Origin of the sequence: Streptomyces sp. CA-106110 (assembly GCF_050936285.1) — a bacterium.
In the GTDB taxonomy this organism is placed as follows: Bacteria; Actinomycetota; Actinomycetes; order Streptomycetales; family Streptomycetaceae; genus Streptomyces.
The window spans coordinates 4,333,572-4,350,631 of sequence record NZ_JBNJNB010000001.1; the positions used below are offsets into that span (position 1 = coordinate 4,333,572).

16 protein-coding genes are annotated in these 17,060 nt (G+C 69.2%); all 16 read right to left on the reverse strand.

Translation table 11 applies throughout. The features are described 5' to 3' along the window. Nucleotides 1-13: 13 nt before the first annotated feature. The 16 genes from atpA to thrB all read right to left on the reverse strand — a co-directional run bounded on the left by atpA (nucleotide 14) and on the right by thrB (nucleotide 16,989). Nucleotides 14-1,606 (reverse strand): F0F1 ATP synthase subunit alpha, encoded by a 1,593-nt coding sequence (gene atpA / locus ACQEXA_RS19925; RefSeq protein WP_432932660.1) that lies wholly within the window; start codon nucleotides 1,604-1,606, stop codon nucleotides 14-16. 115 nt (nucleotides 1,607-1,721) lie between these two features. Next, nucleotides 1,722-2,537, reverse strand: a complete 816-nt coding sequence (locus tag ACQEXA_RS19930) for a F0F1 ATP synthase subunit delta (RefSeq protein WP_432932658.1) — start codon at nucleotides 2,535-2,537, stop codon at nucleotides 1,722-1,724. Next, the gene (locus ACQEXA_RS19935) at nucleotides 2,534-3,085 is read right to left on the reverse strand and encodes a F0F1 ATP synthase subunit B (protein WP_432932656.1); all 552 of its coding nucleotides are present in this window, start codon (nucleotides 3,083-3,085) and stop codon (nucleotides 2,534-2,536) included. Before ACQEXA_RS19935 ends, ACQEXA_RS19930 begins: the two co-directional genes overlap by 4 nt. A 38-nt stretch (nucleotides 3,086-3,123) precedes the next feature. Continuing rightward, entirely contained in the window at nucleotides 3,124-3,363 is a 240-nt protein-coding gene (gene atpE / locus ACQEXA_RS19940; RefSeq protein WP_432932654.1) for an ATP synthase F0 subunit C, read from the reverse strand. 73 nt (nucleotides 3,364-3,436) lie between these two features. After that, a complete protein-coding gene (gene atpB / locus ACQEXA_RS19945; RefSeq protein ID WP_432939563.1) occupies nucleotides 3,437-4,207 on the reverse strand; it encodes a F0F1 ATP synthase subunit A in 771 nt (256 codons plus the stop codon). Between the two features lie 273 nt (nucleotides 4,208-4,480). Continuing rightward, nucleotides 4,481-4,918 (reverse strand): hypothetical protein, encoded by a 438-nt coding sequence (locus ACQEXA_RS19950; RefSeq protein WP_432932652.1) that lies wholly within the window; start codon nucleotides 4,916-4,918, stop codon nucleotides 4,481-4,483. 300 nt (nucleotides 4,919-5,218) lie between these two features. Continuing rightward, nucleotides 5,219-6,559, reverse strand: a complete 1,341-nt coding sequence (locus ACQEXA_RS19955) for an MraY family glycosyltransferase (protein ID WP_432939561.1) — start codon at nucleotides 6,557-6,559, stop codon at nucleotides 5,219-5,221. A gap of 127 nt (nucleotides 6,560-6,686) precedes the next feature. Then, on the reverse strand, nucleotides 6,687-7,928 hold the full coding sequence (glyA, locus tag ACQEXA_RS19960) for a serine hydroxymethyltransferase (RefSeq protein WP_432932650.1): 1,242 nt from the start codon (nucleotides 7,926-7,928) through the stop codon (nucleotides 6,687-6,689). A gap of 265 nt (nucleotides 7,929-8,193) precedes the next feature. Continuing rightward, nucleotides 8,194-8,871 (reverse strand): protein-tyrosine-phosphatase, encoded by a 678-nt coding sequence (locus tag ACQEXA_RS19965; protein ID WP_432932648.1) that lies wholly within the window; start codon nucleotides 8,869-8,871, stop codon nucleotides 8,194-8,196. Next, entirely contained in the window at nucleotides 8,868-9,515 is a 648-nt protein-coding gene (locus ACQEXA_RS19970) for an L-threonylcarbamoyladenylate synthase (RefSeq protein WP_432932646.1), read from the reverse strand. Before ACQEXA_RS19970 ends, ACQEXA_RS19965 begins: the two co-directional genes overlap by 4 nt. A gap of 55 nt (nucleotides 9,516-9,570) precedes the next feature. Then, the gene (gene prmC / locus ACQEXA_RS19975; protein ID WP_432932644.1) at nucleotides 9,571-10,410 is read right to left on the reverse strand and encodes a peptide chain release factor N(5)-glutamine methyltransferase; all 840 of its coding nucleotides are present in this window, start codon (nucleotides 10,408-10,410) and stop codon (nucleotides 9,571-9,573) included. Nucleotides 10,411-10,478: 68 nt separating this feature from the next. Continuing rightward, nucleotides 10,479-11,546: a peptide chain release factor 1 gene (gene prfA, locus ACQEXA_RS19980; RefSeq protein WP_359395592.1), complete on the reverse strand. Its 1,068-nt coding sequence runs from the start codon at nucleotides 11,544-11,546 to the stop codon at nucleotides 10,479-10,481. 146 nt (nucleotides 11,547-11,692) lie between these two features. Further along, nucleotides 11,693-11,914, reverse strand: coding sequence for a 50S ribosomal protein L31 (rpmE, locus tag ACQEXA_RS19985; RefSeq protein ID WP_006142443.1), 222 nt, complete (start codon nucleotides 11,912-11,914; stop codon nucleotides 11,693-11,695). 227 nt (nucleotides 11,915-12,141) lie between these two features. After that, the gene (locus ACQEXA_RS19990; RefSeq protein WP_432932641.1) at nucleotides 12,142-13,281 is read right to left on the reverse strand and encodes an LCP family protein; all 1,140 of its coding nucleotides are present in this window, start codon (nucleotides 13,279-13,281) and stop codon (nucleotides 12,142-12,144) included. Nucleotides 13,282-13,724: 443 nt separating this feature from the next. Then, entirely contained in the window at nucleotides 13,725-15,665 is a 1,941-nt protein-coding gene (gene rho / locus ACQEXA_RS19995) for a transcription termination factor Rho (protein WP_432932639.1), read from the reverse strand. 406 nt (nucleotides 15,666-16,071) lie between these two features. Continuing rightward, nucleotides 16,072-16,989 carry a homoserine kinase gene (gene thrB / locus ACQEXA_RS20000; RefSeq protein ID WP_432932637.1) on the reverse strand — a complete coding sequence of 306 codons (918 nt, stop codon included), beginning with the start codon at nucleotides 16,987-16,989 and terminating at the stop codon, nucleotides 16,072-16,074. Between the last annotated feature and the right edge of the window lie 71 nt (nucleotides 16,990-17,060).

Below are 17,060 nucleotides of genomic sequence, written 5' to 3' on the forward strand. Positions count from 1 at the left end.
TCCCTTCCTTACGTCACTTGGCGGCAGCGGCAGGAACGTCCTCGCCGAGCAGCTTGCCGTCCGAGGTCTCGAACTGCTTCTTGAACTCCGCGACGGCGTCGTCGATCGCCTGGATCGTGTCGTCCGACATCTTGCCGCCCTCCTTGATGGAGGTCATGAGGCCCTGGTGCTTGCGGTGCAGGAAGTCCAGGAGCTCCCGCTCGAAGCGGCGGATGTCGGCGACCGGGACGTCGTCCATACGGCCGTTGGTGCCGGCCCAGACCGAGACGACCTGGTCCTCGGTGGCCATCGGCTCGTACTGGTTCTGCTTCAGCAGCTCGACCATGCGCTGACCGCGCTCCAGCTGGGCCTTCGACGCGGCGTCCAGGTCGGAACCGAAGGCGGCAAACGCCTCCAGCTCACGGAACTGGGCGAGGTCGACGCGCAGACGGCCGGAGACCTGCTTCATGGCCTTGTGCTGGGCGGAGCCACCGACGCGGGAGACCGAGATACCGACGTTCAGAGCCGGACGCTGACCGGCGTTGAACAGGTCGGACTCCAGGAAGCACTGGCCGTCGGTGATGGAGATGACGTTGGTCGGGATGAACGCAGAGACGTCGTTGGCCTTGGTCTCGACGATCGGCAGACCGGTCATCGAACCGGCACCCATGTCGTCGGAGAGCTTGGCGCAGCGCTCCAGCAGGCGGGAGTGCAGGTAGAAGACGTCACCGGGGTAGGCCTCGCGGCCCGGCGGGCGGCGCAGCAGCAGCGACACGGCGCGGTAGGCATCGGCCTGCTTCGAGAGGTCGTCGAAGATGATCAGGACGTGCTTGCCCTGGTACATCCAGTGCTGACCGATGGCCGAACCGGTGTACGGCGCCAGGTACTTGAAGCCGGCCGGGTCGGACGCCGGGGCGGCGACGATGGTCGTGTACTCCAGCGCGCCGTTCTCCTCCAGCGCGCGGCGGACCGACGCGATGGTGGAGCCCTTCTGGCCGATGGCGACGTAGATGCAGCGGACCTGCTTCTTCGGGTCGCCGGTACGCCAGTTGTCGCGCTGGTTGATGATCGTGTCGACGGCCAGGGCGGTCTTACCGGTCTGACGGTCACCGATGATCAGCTGGCGCTGACCACGGCCGACCGGGGTCATCGCGTCGACGGCCTTGTAGCCGGTCTCCATCGGCTCGTGCACCGACTTACGCTGCATGACCGTGGGGGCCTGCAGCTCGAGGGCCCGGCGGCCTTCGGTCTCGATCTCACCGAGACCGTCGATCGGGTTGCCGAGCGGGTCGACGACACGGCCGAGGTAGCCCTCGCCGACCGCGACCGAGAGCACCTCACCGGTGCGCTGCACCGGCTGGCCCTCCTCGATGCCGCTGAACTCACCGAGGACGATGGCACCGATCTCGCGCTCCTCGAGGTTGAGGGCGAGGCCGAGGGTGCCGTCCTCGAACTTCAGCAGCTCGTTGGCCATGGCCGAGGGCAGACCCTCAACCTTCGCGATGCCGTCGCCGGCAAGGGTGACCGTACCGACCTCCTCGCGCGAGGCCGCGTCCGGCTTGTACGACTGGACGAAATTCTCCAGCGCGTCCCGGATCTCCTCCGGCCGGATCGTGAGCTCCGCCATCTGGGTTCCCTGCTCTCCTTGTTGGGCCCGAAGTTTCTGTGGGGGTCTGGGGGCGACCCCCAGGAATCCTCTGCACGGCCCAACTCGGGCCGTAGTACTGCGTATGGAGTTGCTGCTAGCCCGCCATGCGACGGCGCGCGTCCTCGAGCCGGTCCGCGATCGAACCGTTGATGATCTCGTCACCGACCTTCACCTGGATCCCGCCGAGGACCTCGGGGTCCACGTCGAGGTTCAGGTGCATCTGGCGGCCGTAGACCTTGGCCAGCGCAGCACCGAGGCGCCGCTTCTGTGCGTCGCTCAGCGGCACCGCCGAGGTGACGACGGCGACCATGCGGTCACGGCGCGCGGCCGCGAGCTTGGACAGGGACTCGAGTCCCGCTTCCAGGCTACGTCCCCGCGGCGCGGTCACAAGGCGCGTCACCAGACGCTCGGTCGTCACGTTGGCACGGCCGCCGAGCAGCCGGTGCAGCAGCTCGATCTTGGCCGAGGCGCCAACGGACCGGTCGGTCAGCGCGGCACGCAGCCCGGTGTTGGAGGAGACGATCCGGCTGAACCGGAACAGCTCGTCCTCGACGTCGTCGAGCGCGTCCGCCTTCTCGGCGGCGGTGAGGTCGGCGACATTCGCCAGTTCCTCGACCGCGTCCACCAGGTCGCGCGGCTGCGACCAACGCGAGCGCACCGTGCCGGACACCAGGTCCAGGGTCGGCCCGGTGACCTGGGCGCCGAGCAGGCGCCGGACCAGTTCGGCCTTGGCCTCGCCGGGCTGCGCCGGGTCGGTCAGGACCCGACGCAGCGACGCCTCGCGGTCGAGCAGCGCGGTGACGGCCGCCAGCTCGTCGGCGAGCTGTGCCGCGTCCACGGACGTCGAGTCCGTCAGCGCGTCCAGACGCTCCCGTGCGGCTGCCAGGGCCTCGCGGCTCGCTCCGTTCATCGCGCGGCCTCGGCCTTCTCCTCGAGCTCGTCGAGGAACCGGTCGATGACGCGGCTCTGGCGGGCGTGGTCGTCGAGGGACTCACCGATCAGCTTGCCGGCCAGCTCGGTGGCGAGCCTGCCGACGTCCTGACGCAGTGCCTGAGCGGCGGCCTTACGGTCGGCCTCGATCTGCGTGTGACCAGCGGTGACGATCTCTTCACGCTGCCGCTGGCCCTCGGCACGCATCTCGGCGATGAGGGTGGCACCCTGCTCCTGCGCCTCCTGGCGCAGACGCGCGGCCTCGTGCCGGGCCTCGGCGAGCTGAGCCTTGTACTGCTCAAGGACGCTCTGGGCCTCGACCTTCATGGCCTCGGCCTCTTCGATACCGCCTTCGATCGCCGTGCGGCGCTCTTCCAGAACCTTGTTGATGTTCGGAAGCAGCTTCTTCCAGAAGAAGAAGAACACAATGGCGAAGGCGATGGTGCCGACGAGCAGCTCGGGACCCGGCGGGACGAGGGGATTCTGAGGCTTTTCCTCGGCCGCCAGCTGAACCAGGGTGGCGATCACATCAGTGCCTTTCGTCGATTCGCGTCGGTACGGAGGTGTTACTTGGTACCGAACACGAACGGCATAACGATGCCGATGAGGGCGAGCGCCTCACAGAAGGCGAAGCCGAGGATCTGGTTGGCGCGGATCAGACCGGCCGCCTCGGGCTGACGGGCGAGGGCCTGGGTGCCGTTGCCGAAGATGATGCCGATGCCGATGCCCGGGCCAATGGCGGCGAGGCCGTAACCAACGGAACCGATGGAACCGGAGACAGCGGCAAGGGTCTCAGTGGCAGCCATGCTGAATCTTCCTTCTCTTTACGGACCGGTGGGGGTTGGTCACCGGACGACTGGGGGGTGGAGCGGGTGGCGGTCAGTGGTGCTCGGCGAGAGCGCCCTGAACGTAGGAACAGGCCAGGAGGACGAACACATACGCCTGGATGGCCTGGATGAAGAGTTCGAACATGATCATCACGACGGTCATCACGAAGGAGACGCCCGCACCGGGGATCATGTAGCTGTTCAGCAGGTACCAGCTGGCGACGGTGAACATCGCGAGCAGCAGGTGACCGGCGAACATGTTGGCGAAGAGTCGGACCGCGTGCGTGAACGGCCGGACGAGGACGTTCGAGAAGAACTCGATGACCACGACGAGTGGCAGCACCGGGCCGAGCGACTTGTCGTAGCCGGTGAGGTTCTTGAATCCGCCGGCGAAGCCGTGGCGCTTGAACGTCACCACCATCCAGGTCACGTAGACGACGGCCGCGAGCACCGCCGGGTACGCGATGATCGACGACACCGGGAACTGCGCGAGCGGGATTACGGACCAGATATTCATGATCCAGATGAAGAAGAACAACGAGACCATCAGCGGGACGAACTTCTCGCCCTCTCGCTTGCCGAGCGTCTCGTAGACGATGCCGCGGCGCACGAAGTCGTAGCCGGCCTCGCCCACCATCTGGAGCTTGCCCGGGACGACCTTGGCCTTGCTGAAGGCGGCCCAGAAGAAGGCGACGACGAGCGCGGTGGTGATCAGCGCGAGCAGCATCACCTTGTTGAACTCGAACCCGCCGACCGTGGCGAGCGGCTTGAAGAGGAAGGAGTTCAGGCCCGGAGCCGGAAAGCCACACCCGTTGTCGGACAGGATCCGACAACTCCAGTCAAAGGCGAGCTGGGTCTGGTCAGCACTCACCGCGGGCTCCTTCGGCGTGACGCATGGGTACGGCAACCTCGTTGTGTCGGCGCGGCGCGCAGCCGCGGATCGGCACCGGACTGGTGTTACGGATGTGGGGGCGGCTGGGGGGCATAGAGCCTCGCGAATAAGCAGGCGTCAGCTCGGATGCCCGCGCCCGCGATGCCGCAGTTGGCACCGGACGATAGCAGGATCTCTCACACGTCTTTATCCCGGCCCTACCCCTCACGACGGAGAGCCCGCGTTCTGGGACTTCTCGCTCTTCTGGGCGTCCGGTTCGACGTAGAACATCTTGGTCTTCAGGTGCGCACGAGCCTGCGCGGCCATCCACACCACGGTCGCGACGACGAGCGACAGAGCGAACGTCTTCGGGTCGAAGAGAGACGTGTGCTTGAACAGGCCGACGAAGATCAGCAGCAGCAGGAGCTGAGCGACGTAGAGCATCAGCCCCATGGCCTGAAACAGGTGCGGGAGCGTTTTTGCCGTCCACTGCAGGACGTACAGGCCGAGCCCCATGAACAGGATGGCGAGCGCCGTACCGACGGCCGCGCCGAGCGCCCCGCCGCCCCCCGCGACCACGCCGCTCACGGCGACAGTGATCACGCCGACGGCCGCGGTGGGCACGGCGATCCGCAGAAGGTTCCGGGCGTCATTGGACGGCATGGCGGCAACTCCGCTTACTCAGGGGGCAGGGGTGTCGTCATGGACGAGCGTAGTCCCGGGCCGAGTGGGGTCCACACACCGAGGGGTCCCTTGCTTGGGTCCTTCGGCTCTATCCCGGGTTCTCGTGAACCGTATCACAAACTATTTGATGCGGTCTTTACCTAGGTGCTGTGCATGCGGTCACACATGAGAGCGAACCCGCGCGTCTGCGCGAGCGCCGGGGCGTCTTGTCTGATATTGGGAGCCTTTGGACCCCCACGTTTTGGCAACGCGTTAGTCAGATTCTTACCTTGGACGCGGTCAACGCGAAGGCTCGGCGTCGTGCCGTTCCAGCCGGGTCCGGGTACTGAGGGCGGTGGCGCCGTTGAGCCCGGAGACACTCGCGGCGACCGGGGTACGGTGCTCCTGCTGGCGCTCCGTCCGCTCCTCCGCCCCGAACGCTTCGGCGTCCAGGGGACCCAGGACGGCGGGGGCCCGGCGGCGGTACCGCGGCGGAACGAATGCCTCCGCCCAGCGGGGCGCACGCGGCGTGAACCGCGGCAACAGAAGCAGGACCAGGCCGACCGCGCTCAGCGCCACGATCCCGAGCACGATCCACAGCGACGCCGAGTTCACGGAGTACCCCAGGGCGCCGAAGGCGATCAGCGCCGACCAGAAGTACATGATCAGCACGGCCCGGCTGTGCGAGTGGCCGATCTCCAGGAGCCGGTGGTGCAGATGCCCGCGGTCGGCCGTGAACGGCGACTGACCCCGCCAGGTGCGGCGCACGATCGCGAGGACGAGGTCGGCGGCCGGGACGGCGATGATCGTCAGCGGGAGCAGCAGCGGGATGTAGACCGGGACGGTCTGGTGGACCGTCGCCCGCTCGGAACCGGAGAAGAGGTTCATCGCGTCCGGGTCCACCTGGCCAGTGATCGAGATGGCCCCGGCAGCGAGCACCAGGCCGATCAGCATCGAGCCCGAGTCGCCCATGAAGATCCGCGCCGGGTGCATGTTGTGCGGCAGGAAGCCCAGGCACATGCCCATCAGGACAGCCGCGAACAGCGTCGCCGGGGCGGCGGCCTCCAGACCGTAGCCGTACCAGATGCGGTACGCGTACATGAAGAACGCGGCGGCCGCGATGCACACCATGCCGGCGGCGAGGCCGTCGAGGCCGTCGACGAAGTTGACCGCGTTGATCGTGATGACGACCAGCGCCACCGTCAGCAGGGTGCCCTGCCACTGCGTGAGCGCGACCAGGCCGACGCCCGGTACGGGCAGCCACAGGATCGTCAGACCCTGCATGACCATCACGCCCGCGGCGATCATCTGGCCGCCCAGCTTGATCAGGGCGTCGATCTCGAACTTGTCGTCCAGGACACCGATGAGCCAGATGAGCGCGGCGCCCGACAGCAGCGCCCGCGGCTCGTTCGACTTCGCGAAGACCTCGTTGAGGCCCTTGAGGTGGTCGGCCACCAGCAGGCCCGCGCACAGGCCGAAGAACATGGCGATACCGCCGAGCCGGGGGGTCGGTTCCCGATGCACGTCACGGGCCCGGATCTCCGGCATGGCTCCGGCCACGATCGCGAACTTGCGTACCGGCCCTGTCAGCAGATACGTCACCGCGGCCGTGATGCAGAGCGTCAGCAGGTATTCACGCACGGGCATCCCCACAGATCTCGCTGAACATCCTCAGCCCCACAGCCTAGCTTCGCGTGCATATGGTTGAGGACTAACGGGTAGCGACGATGGTTGCACGGGTGGCTGTGCACTCCGCTCCGCCTACCCACTACCGGCCGGGATACGGCGGAAATCTTCCGGTGAGCTCCCGCACTTCTTCACGCACCTTCTTGCTGTCCGCCTCGTCCCGCAGCACGGCCGCGAACAATTCCGCGACGTACGTCATCTCGGCCTCGCCCATGCCCTGCGTCGTCAGAGCGGCGGTGCCCAGGCGCAGGCCGCGGGCGTCGCCGTGAGGAAGCGCACACGTGTCCAGGATCACGCCGGCCGCCGTGAGCCGCCCCCGCGCGGTACGGCCGTCCACGCCCAGCGGGGCCGGGTCCACCGTCAGCAGATGAGTGTCGGTGCCGCCGGTGATGATCGCCAGCCCCTCGGCACCGAGGGCCGCCGCGAGACAACGGGCGTTGATCACCACCTGGTGCGCGTACACGGCGAACGACTCCGTCGCCGCCTCCCGGAACGCGACGGCCTTGGCGGCGATGGCGTGCATCTGCGCTCCCCCCTGCGTGAAGGGGAAGACGGCCCGGTCCACGCGCTCGGCGAGTTCGCTCCCGCACAGGATCATGCCGCCGCGCGGGCCGCGCAGCACCTTGTGCGTGGTGGCGCAGACGACGTCGGCATACGGCACCGGACTGGGCGCCGCGCCACCGGCGACCAGGCCGATCGGGTGGGCGGCGTCGGCGATGAGGTAGGCGCCCACCTCGTCGGCGACCTCCCGGAAGAACGCGTAGTCGATGTGCCGCGGATAGGCGATGGACCCGCAGACGATGGCCTTGGGCCGGTGGGTACGGGCGAGGGTGCGCACCTGCTCGTGGTCGATGAGCCCGGAGTCCGCCTCCACCCCGTAGCCGACGAAGTCGAACCAGCGGCCCGAGAAGTTGGCGGGCGAGCCGTGCGTGAGATGGCCGCCGTACGGCAGCCCCAGGGCGAGCACGGTGTCGCCGGGCCTGAGCAGCGCGGCGTACGCGGCGAGCACCGCGGACGATCCCGAGTGCGACTGCACATTGGCGTGCTCGGCCCCGAACAGCGCCTTCGCCCGCTCCACGGCGATGCGCTCGGCCATGTCGACGATCTCGCACCCGGCGTGGTAGCGGGCGCCGGGGTAGCCCTCGGCGTACTTGTTGGCGAGCGGGGAGCCGAGGGCGGCGAGCACCGCCGGCGAGGTGAAGTTCTCCGCCGCGATGAGCTGCAGCGTCGTCGACTGCCTGTCGAGTTCCCCGAGAAGGATCTCGGCCAGCTCGGGGTCCTGCCGCTGCAGGACGTCGGCCTCGAGGGTGTGCATGACCGCCATGGTGGGCTCCGGGCGTCGGGAACGTACGTCCAATGTAGGCCCGGCACCCCGGGCCCGCCGGTCACCGCGTCCGCGCGGGTACCCCGATGAGCCCTGACGGGGTCCCCCGTCCGCACGCACAGAGGGCTGCGGCGCCTTGGCCGTACCGCCGGGCACGGGCGGGCCCCCTCCCACGCGCACCGGGGCTGCGGCGCACGGCCGTCCCGACGGGCACGGGCGTTGCCTGCGAAGAAGCCGTGGATCGCGGATCGGTCCTGGGCCCTGATCAGACCCGGGCCCGGACGCCCGTCAGGGCCGTCACCACCGGGTCCAGCGCCTGGTGGATCTCGTCCCCGATCGAACGGAAGAACGGCAGCGGTGCCCCATACGGGTCGAAGACCTCGTCCGCCTCGACCGTCGGGGCGAGGAGCCAGCCGCGCAGCGCCGCAGCGGCCCTGACCAGGGCGCGGGCACGGGCGACCACGCCGTCCTCCAGCGGAGGCAGCGTGGCAGGGTCTATCGCGCGTACGAGGCGGGTGAACTCCTTCAGCGTGAAGGTGCGCAGGCCCGCCGAGTGGCCCATGGAGATGACCTGGGCGCGATGGTCGCGGGTCGCGGTCAGGACCAGGTCAGCGCGGATCACGTGCTCGTCCAGGAGTTCCCGGCCGACGAAGCCGGAGGGGTCCGCGCCGAAATCGGCGAGGACCGTCTCCGCGTTCGCCTCCATGGGCGCGCCCTCGTGGCCCCAGGTGCCCGCGCTCTCCACGATCAGCCCGCCCCACAAGGGGTCGCCGAGCCGGTCCGCCAGGGCATGCCGGGTCAGCCGCTCGGTGATCGGCGAGCGGCACACGTTGCCGGTGCTGACGTGGAGGATGCGGAAGGTGTCACGGTGAAGCCCCACCTGTACCGGGCTTCCCGTCTCGTCCCCGTTGCCTATGCCACGCCCCGCGTCAGGGGCTGTCAATTCGCCACCTCGAGGTCGGGGACCACCTTGCGCAGCTCCTCGGCCGACAGCGCGCCCTGGCGCAGCAGGACCGGCACCTTGCCCGTGACGTCGACGATGGACGACGGCACGTTGCCGGGCGTCGGGCCGCCGTCGAGGTAGACGGAGACCGAGTCGCCGAGCATCTCCTGCGCGGCGTCGCAGGTCTCCGGCGCGGAATGGCCGGTCAGGTTCGCGGAGGAGACGGCCATGGGGCCGACCTCCGTCAGCAGCTCGATGGCGACCGGGTGCAGCGGCATGCGCACGGCGACGGTGCCACGGGTGTCCCCCAGGTCCCACTGCAGGGACGGCTGGTGCCTGGCGACGAGCGTGAGGGCCCCCGGCCAGAACGCGTCGACCAGCTCCCAGGCCATCTCCGAGAAGTCCGTGACGAGGCCGTGCAGGGTGTTCGGGGAGCCGATGAGGACGGGCGTGGGCATGTTGCGGCCCCGCCCCTTGGCCTGGAGCAGGTCGCTCACGGCCTCCGAGGAGAACGCGTCGGCGCCGATGCCGTACACGGTGTCGGTCGGCAGCACCACGAGTTCGCCACGGCGGACGGCGGACGCGGCTTCGCGCAGACCGGTCGTGCGGTCGGTCGCGTCGTTGGTGTCGTATCGCCGTGCCATCTTCAGCTGGCCTCCTCGTACACGTACTGCTGCGGAAAGAGAGTCTTCGGGGTGCTCACGGCAGCGCCCTGCGGGCGGTCGCGAAGCGGGGGCGGTTGTTGAGGTCGGGGTGATCGGCCGCGTCGGCCCAGCCCCGCTCCTCGGTGAAGATCCACGGCACCTGGCCGCCCTGGGTGTCGGCGTGCTCGATGACGACGACACCGCCGGGGCGCAGCAGCCGGTGCGCTGTGCGCTCCAGGCCGCGGATGAGGTCGAGGCCGTCCTCGCCGGAGAAGAGGGCCATCTCCGGGTCGTGGTCGCGGGCCTCGGGAGCGACGTACTCCCATTCGGTCAGCGGGATGTACGGCGGGTTGGAGATCACGAGGTCGACCTGGCCGTCCAGGTCGTGGAAGGCCCCAAGGGCGTCCCCCTGGCGCAGGTCGACCCGGGAGCCTTCCATGTTCTTGCGTGTCCACTGGAGGGCTTCCTCGGACAGCTCCACGGCGTGGACACGGGACCGCGGCACCTCCTGGGCCAGGGCGAGCGCGATGGCTCCCGAGCCGGTGCACAAGTCCACGATCAGCGGCTCGACGACGTCCATCGCGCGCACCGCGTCTATGGCCCAGCCGACGACCGACTCGGTCTCCGGGCGCGGGACGAACACCCCGGGCCCGACCTGGAGTTCCAGGTACCGGAAGTAGGCGCGTCCGGTGATGTGCTGGAGCGGCTCGCGGGCCTCGCGGCGGGCGATGACCTCCCAGTAGCGGGCGTCGAAGTCCGAGTCCTTCACGGTGTGCAGCTGGCCCCGCCTGACGCCGTGCACGAACGCGGCGAGCTCCTCCGCGTCGTTGCGCGGCGAGGGCACGCCGGCGTCGGCCAGCCGCTGGGTGGCCTGGGCCACCTCCGCGAGCAGCACACTGCGGGGGCTTGAGGGTCGCCCCCCAAAATCTTGCTGCACGCTGGTCCTCCGATTGTGTACGTGCCTTACGCGGCCGCGAGCTTGGCGGCCGAGTCCGCGTCGACGCAAGCCTGGATCACCGCATCGAGGTCGCCGTCCAGGACCTGGTCCAGGTTGTACGCCTTGAAGCCGACACGGTGGTCCGAGATGCGGTTCTCCGGGAAGTTGTAGGTGCGGATCTTCTCGGAGCGGTCGACGGTGCGGACCTGGCTGCGGCGGGCGTCCGCGGCCTCCTTCTCCGCTTCCTCCTGCGCCATGGCCAGCAGCCTGGAGCGCAGGATACGCATCGCCTGCTGCTTGTTCTGCAGCTGGCTCTTCTCGTTCTGGCAGGAGGCGACGACCCCGGTGGGAACGTGCGTGATGCGCACCGCGGAGTCGGTCGTGTTGACGGACTGACCGCCGGGACCCGAGGAGCGGTAGACGTCGATACGGAGGTCGTTCGGGTTGATCTCGACGTCGACCTCCTCCGCCTCCGGCGTGACCAGCACACCGGCCGCAGAGGTGTGGATACGGCCCTGCGACTCCGTCGCGGGCACGCGCTGCACACGGTGCACCCCGCCCTCGTACTTCAGGCGGGCCCACACGCCCTGGCCGGGCTCCAGCTGACCGCGGGTCTTCACGGCGACCTGGACGTCCTTGTAGCCGCCGAGCTCGGAGTCGGTGGAGTCGATGATCTCGGTCTTCCAGCCGACGCGCTCGGCGTAGCGCAGGTACATGCGCAGCAGGTCGCCGGCGAACAGGGCGGACTCGTCGCCGCCCGCGCCCGCCTTGATCTCGAGGATCACGTCCTTGTCGTCGCTGGGGTCCCGCGGGACGAGCAGGAGGCGCAGCTTCTCGGTCAGCCCCTCGCGCTGCTTCTCCAGGTCCCGGACCTCGGCTGCGAAGTCCGGGTCGTCGGCGGCCAGTTCGCGCGCGGTCTCGATGTCGTCGCCGACCTGCTTCCAGGAGTGGTACGTGGCGACGATCGGGCTCAGCTCGGCATAGCGCTTGTTGAGCTTGCGCGCGTTGGCCTGGTCGGCGTGGACCGACGGATCGGCGAGCTTCTTCTCCAGGTCGGCGTGTTCACCGACCAGTTCCTCGACCGCCTCGAACATCTCCAGCTCCCATGGGATGTCCCCCGTCCGGCCTGGACATGGGGACGTACGTACGACGAACAGTGGCTGCACCGCAAAGCGCCGGTCCCGGCGCCCCCGCTTCGGCGTGCGAAAAGGGGGCGCCGGAGACCGGCGCTGTGGGCTCGCTACTTCTTGGCAGCGGCAGCCTTGCCAAAGCGGGCCTCGAAGCGGGCCACACGGCCACCGGTGTCGAGGATCTTCTGCTTACCCGTGTAGAACGGGTGGCACTCGGAGCAGACCTCGGCCCGGATGGTGCCGGACTGGATGGTGCTGCGAGTGGTGAACGACGCGCCGCAGGTGCAGCTGACCTGCGTCTCGACGTACTCGGGGTGGATGTCGCGCTTCAAGGTGTCTCCTAGGTTCATGGAGGGCGCCGGGTCGCTGCCGCGGGATACGGGAGCGTGAACCGGAGCCGACGTACCAGTCTGCCAGGACTGGCCGCATCCCCCAAAACCGGGGGCACAAGTGATCTATTCCCACTACCGCCCGGAGCCCCGGGGTGCCTGCCCGGTGCGCCGGCAGAGGCTCCCAGGGGCCCGGGGGCGGGCCGGCGGCCGGTGTGCGGAGACCCTGGTCAGGACGACGCCACGACGCCCTTGGCCTCGCCCGTCGCCGTTCCCTTCGTCGCGCTCGCCGGGATCGGCTTGTCGTTCTTCAAGGCGTCCCACACCAGCTTGGCCTTGCTCTTCTCCACCAGGACCCGGTTGGGGTCCGACGGGTCGTACTCGACCGGCGTCGTCACCATGTCCATGTGCGAGGAGCCGATGCCCTTCAGCCCGTCGGCGAAGGACGCCAGTGCCTTGACGGAGGCCAGGTCGGAGTCGGTGGTGATGGACTTCGTCGCGGTGTCGGCCAGGTCCAGCAGCTTGGTCGGGCTGCTCAGCACGCCGATGTGGTCGACCTGCTCCACCAGGGCCTTGATGAAGGCCTGCTGGAGCTGGATGCGGCCGAGATCGGAGCCGTCGCCCACGCCGTGCCGGGTGCGCACCAGGCCGAGCGCCTGCTGACCATCGAGGGTGTGCGTGCCCGCCTGCAGATCGAGGTGACTGTTCTTGTCGTCGATGTTCTTGGTGGTGGTCACCTGGACGCCGCCGAGGTCGTCGATCAGCTTCTGGAAGCCGGAGAAGTCCACCTCGACGTAGTGGTCCATACGGACGCCGGTCAGCGACTCCACCGTCTTCACCGCGCAGGCGGCGCCGCCCGTCGAGTACGCGGAGTTGAACATCACGGCCGAGGCCGCGGGGTACGCGGTGCCGTTGGTGCCCGTGCACCGGGGGCGGTCGACGAGCGTGTCGCGCGGGACGGAGACGACGCTCGCCCGCTTGTGGCCCTTGTAGAGATGCACGATCATCGCCGTGTCGGAGCGTGCGCTGCCGTCGTCGGTGCCGCCGCCCAGCTTCTTGTTGCTGCCGGAGCGGCTGTCCGAACCGAGGACCAGGATGTTCTCGGAGCCGTTGTCGACCTTGGTGGGCCGGTCGGTGCCGAGGGCCTGGTTGATGTCGACGCTCTTGATGTTGCCGTTGAGCTTGAAGTAGACGTAGCCGAGACCGGTGCCGCCGAGCACGACGATGCCGGCGGCGGTCCAGGCAGTGACGAGGAGCGCCCTGCGTCCCTTGCCGCGGGGCTTGCGGCGGCGGCCCTTGGCCCGGCTGCGCGGGCCTGACAGTGCCGCCTCGTCGGCTATGCCGTCCTCCGGTGTGGTGTCCGCAGGCATGTGCTCCTCAGTCCTCGTCCGGTCGCGTACCCCCTGTTTTCAGGGCCAGTCCTGGTCGAGCGTGACCCTGTCGGACGATCTCGGTGTCCCCCGGACGGGGGACCCCTGTCGCTCCATGGTCACTCCGTACGTCAGACGGAGAAACCCGGGACAGGGTTGCACAATGCACGGTGCCCACCGTGTGGGAAGTCAAGCACAATCCGTGACCGCCGAGCCGGACAGACCCCCTCCCACCTGGGGTTTCACTCGAAAATGTCGTACCGCTGCAAACCGGTACCGACCTTGACCCTTGTGGCGAAAGTCTCTCCCGCGGCCTTCCTGGCGCCTTGCAATGGCAAACAGCATGATCGGGCGCACGGGGCCGGAAGCCCTGCCCCGAGAAGGCGAAAAGGGGCCGCCCCCGTCCGGTCGGACGGGGGCGGCCCTCAGGGTGCCGGACGCGCTCAGTCGCCGTTCGGCGTCGGCGTCGTCTTCTGGATCTGCATCAGGAACTCGACGTTCGACTTCGTCTGCTTCATCTTGTCGAGGAGCAGCTCGATCGCCTGCTGCTGGTCGAGCGCGTGCAGCACCCGGCGCAGCTTCCAGACGACGTTGAGCTCCTCGGCGCCGAGCAGGATCTCTTCCTTGCGGGTGCCGGACGCGTCGACGTCCACCGCCGGGAAGATGCGCTTGTCGGCGAGCTTCCGGTCGAGCTTGAGCTCCATGTTGCCGGTGCCCTTGAACTCCTCGAAGATCACCTCGTCCATGCGGGACCCGGTGTCCACCAGGGCGGTGGCGAGGATGGTCAGCGAACCGCCGTCCTCGATGTTGCGGGCGGCACCGAAGAAGCGCTTCGGCGGGTACAGAGCCGTGGAGTCGACACCACCGGACAGGATGCGGCCGGAGGCCGGCGCGGCGAGGTTGTACGCACGGCCCAGACGCGTGATCGAGTCGAGCAGGACGACCACGTCGTGGCCCAGCTCCACCAGACGCTTGGCCCGCTCGATGGCGAGTTCGGCGACCGTGGTGTGGTCCTCGGCCGGACGGTCGAAGGTCGAGGAGATGACCTCGCCCTTGACCGACCGCTGCATGTCGGTGACCTCTTCCGGACGCTCGTCGACGAGGACGACCATCAGGTGGCACTCGGGGTTGTTGTGGGTGATCGCGTTGGCGACCGCCTGCATGATCATGGTCTTGCCGGTCTTCGGCGGGGCCACGATCAGACCGCGCTGGCCCTTACCGATCGGCGACACCAGGTCGATGATGCGGGTAGTCAGCACGCCCGGGTCGGTCTCCAGGCGGAGCCGGTCCTGCGGGTACAGCGGCGTCAGCTTGTTGAACTCCGGGCGGCCACGGCCGTGTTCGGGCGCCATGCCGTTGACGGAGTCCAGGCGGACGAGCGCGTTGAACTTCTCGCGGCGCTCGCCTTCCTTCGGCTGGCGGACCGCGCCGGTGACGTGGTCACCCTTGCGCAGGCCGTTCTTGCGGACCTGGGCGAGGGAGACGTACACGTCGTTCGGCCCCGGCAGGTAGCCCGAGGTACGGATGAACGCGTAGTTGTCGAGGATGTCCAGAATGCCCGCGACGGGGATCAGGACGTCGTCCTCGGTGACCTGCGGCTCGGCGACGTCGTCGCGCCCACGGCGGCCACGGCGGTCGCGGTAGCGGCCGCGACGGCCCCGGCGTCCGCCCTCGAAGTCGTCGTCGTCCTGCTGCTGCCGGTCCTGGCGGCCGCCGCCCTGCTGCTGGCCCTGCTGCTGGCCCTGCTGCTGACGCTGCTGGCCGCCCTGGCCACCCTGCTGCTCGTCGCCCTTGCCCCGGCGGTCTCGGTCACGGCCGCGCTCACGGCGGTCGCGGCGGCGGCCGTCGCCGTCACCGGCGTCGCCCTGCGGCTGCGCCTGCTGGCCCGGCGCCTCGGTCTTCGCCTCGGCGGCGACCGTCTCGGGGCTGCCGGCCTCGGCGGTGACGCGGCGGCGGCTGCGCTCGGCCGTGGTGTCGTCACCGGCTCCCTGGCCGGGGATCTCGATCTGCTGCGCGGCCACGGCCTGCTCGGCCGGCTTCTCGGCCTTGGGCTCGGCCGCTGCGGCCTCGTCGCCGGTGCGGGTCCTGGAGGTGGACCGGCGCTTGGGCTTGGTCTCGGTGGCGTCCTCGGCCTTGGCCGGGGCACCGCCTCCCGCCTGCGCCTCCTTGATGACCTCGATCAGCTGGCTCTTGCGCATGCGCGCCGTGCCCCTGATGCCGAGGCCCGATGCGACCTGCTGCAGCTCGGCCAGCACCATGCCTTCGAGGCCGGTACCGCGGCGCCGCCGGGAGCCGGCACCGGTGGCAGGCGCGGAGGCGTCCGTGGCGGGCGCGGCAGCGGTCTCCTCGACACGTGCGCCCATCAGATCGGTGGTGTCGCTCACGAAGGGTCCTTCCCTGGAGCGGACGTCGGCCTGTCTGGCTCGGCGACCGGTTGTGCTGTCCGGCTTGAGTCCCTGCTGTGTGGACCGTGCCGGGGCGGTGGTCCGCCAAAAGCGGCGGAGGAAATATCTGGTGATTGGCGCTTCCCGAAGCAGTGACACCCGGTTTTGTGTCACGCGGCTCGTTCACGCCGATTCCGGAGCGTGCTCTGCAACCCGTTCAGTGTCCGCGTACGACGTACTCACGTACGTGATACGGAACACAGTGCGGTTTGGGAGGCTCCCGGAAGAATGGTTGTCCCGGACTGGGACACGAAGCACCTCGCCATGGCTGGGCCCGGTGCAGACTTGAGGTTAACACTACCGGATCCAACAAACATTCCCCCTCTCCAAATCCGGCAACCGTGTGTCAGGACGCAAGCGGCAGCACGCTCGCTCCCTGCATGTCGAGGTCCAGCCGATTGGCGGCCCAGCCCTCGCCCGCCAGGTCGGCCACCTTGTCGGCGCTCGCGCCGTCGGCCAGCGCCAGGACGGTGGGTCCGGCGCCGGAGATCACCGCGGGGATTCCGTCGGCCCGCAGCCGCTCCACCAGCGCAGTGCTCTCCGGCATAGCCGGGGCGCGGTACTCCTGGTGAAGGCGGTCCTCGGTGGCGGGCAGCAGCAGCTCGGGACGCCTCGTCAACGCCTCGACGAGCAGAGCGGCGCGGCCCGCGTTGGCGGCGGCGTCGACGTGCGGTACGAAGCGGGGCAGCAGTCCGCGCGCCGTCTCGGTCAGCACCGGCTTTCCGGGGACGAAAACCACCGGAACGATGGAATCGGCGGGGTCCATGCGGATCGCGCGAGCGCCGCCGCGTTCCATCCAGGAGAGCGTGAACCCGCCGAGGAGACAGGCCGCGACGTTGTCCGGGTGGCCCTCGATCTCGGTGGCGAGCTCCAGCAGCGCGGCGTCGTCGAGCCGGCTGTCGCCGCCTATGGTGACGGCGCGGGCGGCCACTATGCCGGCGCAGATCGCGGCCGAGGAGGAACCGAGGCCCCGACCGTGCGGAATGCGGTTGGCGCAGACGATCTCCAGGCCGCGCGGCTGCCCGCCCAGGGAATCGAAGGCGGCACGCAGGGACCGTACGAGGAGATGGCTCTCGTCGCGCGGGAGCGTCTCGCTGCCCTCACCGGCGATGTCGATGTGCAGCCCGGAGTCGGCCACCCGGACGACCACGTCGTCGTACAGCCCCAGCGCGAGGCCGAGGGCGTCGAAGCCCGGGCCGAGGTTGGCGCTGGTGGCGGGGACGCGCACCCTGACGGCGGCGGCGCGGAAGGCTGGACCGGCCATCGCTCGATGACTCTCCTTGAGCTGCGTGATGGTCGAATGACATGCGATACGTGCGGAAAACCCGAGGGCCG

Bases quoted from the DNA above. Each gene is read 5' to 3' on its own strand.
- atpA (WP_432932660.1), bottom strand. From the start codon at position 1,606: ATGGCGGAGCTCACGATCCGGCCGGAGGAGATCCGGGACGCGCTGGAG.
- ACQEXA_RS19930 (WP_432932658.1), bottom strand. From the start codon at position 2,537: ATGAACGGAGCGAGCCGCGAGGCCCTGGCAGCCGCACGGGAGCGTCTG.
- atpE (WP_432932654.1), bottom strand. From the start codon at position 3,363: ATGGCTGCCACTGAGACCCTTGCCGCTGTCTCCGGTTCCATCGGTTCC.
- ACQEXA_RS19950 (WP_432932652.1), bottom strand. From the start codon at position 4,918: ATGCCGTCCAATGACGCCCGGAACCTTCTGCGGATCGCCGTGCCCACC.
- glyA (WP_432932650.1), bottom strand. From the start codon at position 7,928: ATGGCGGTCATGCACACCCTCGAGGCCGACGTCCTGCAGCGGCAGGAC.
- ACQEXA_RS19970 (WP_432932646.1), bottom strand. From the start codon at position 9,515: ATGGCACGGCGATACGACACCAACGACGCGACCGACCGCACGACCGGT.
- prfA (WP_359395592.1), bottom strand. From the start codon at position 11,546: ATGTTCGAGGCGGTCGAGGAACTGGTCGGTGAACACGCCGACCTGGAG.
- ACQEXA_RS19990 (WP_432932641.1), bottom strand. From the start codon at position 13,281: ATGCCTGCGGACACCACACCGGAGGACGGCATAGCCGACGAGGCGGCA.
- thrB (WP_432932637.1), bottom strand. From the start codon at position 16,989: ATGGCCGGTCCAGCCTTCCGCGCCGCCGCCGTCAGGGTGCGCGTCCCC.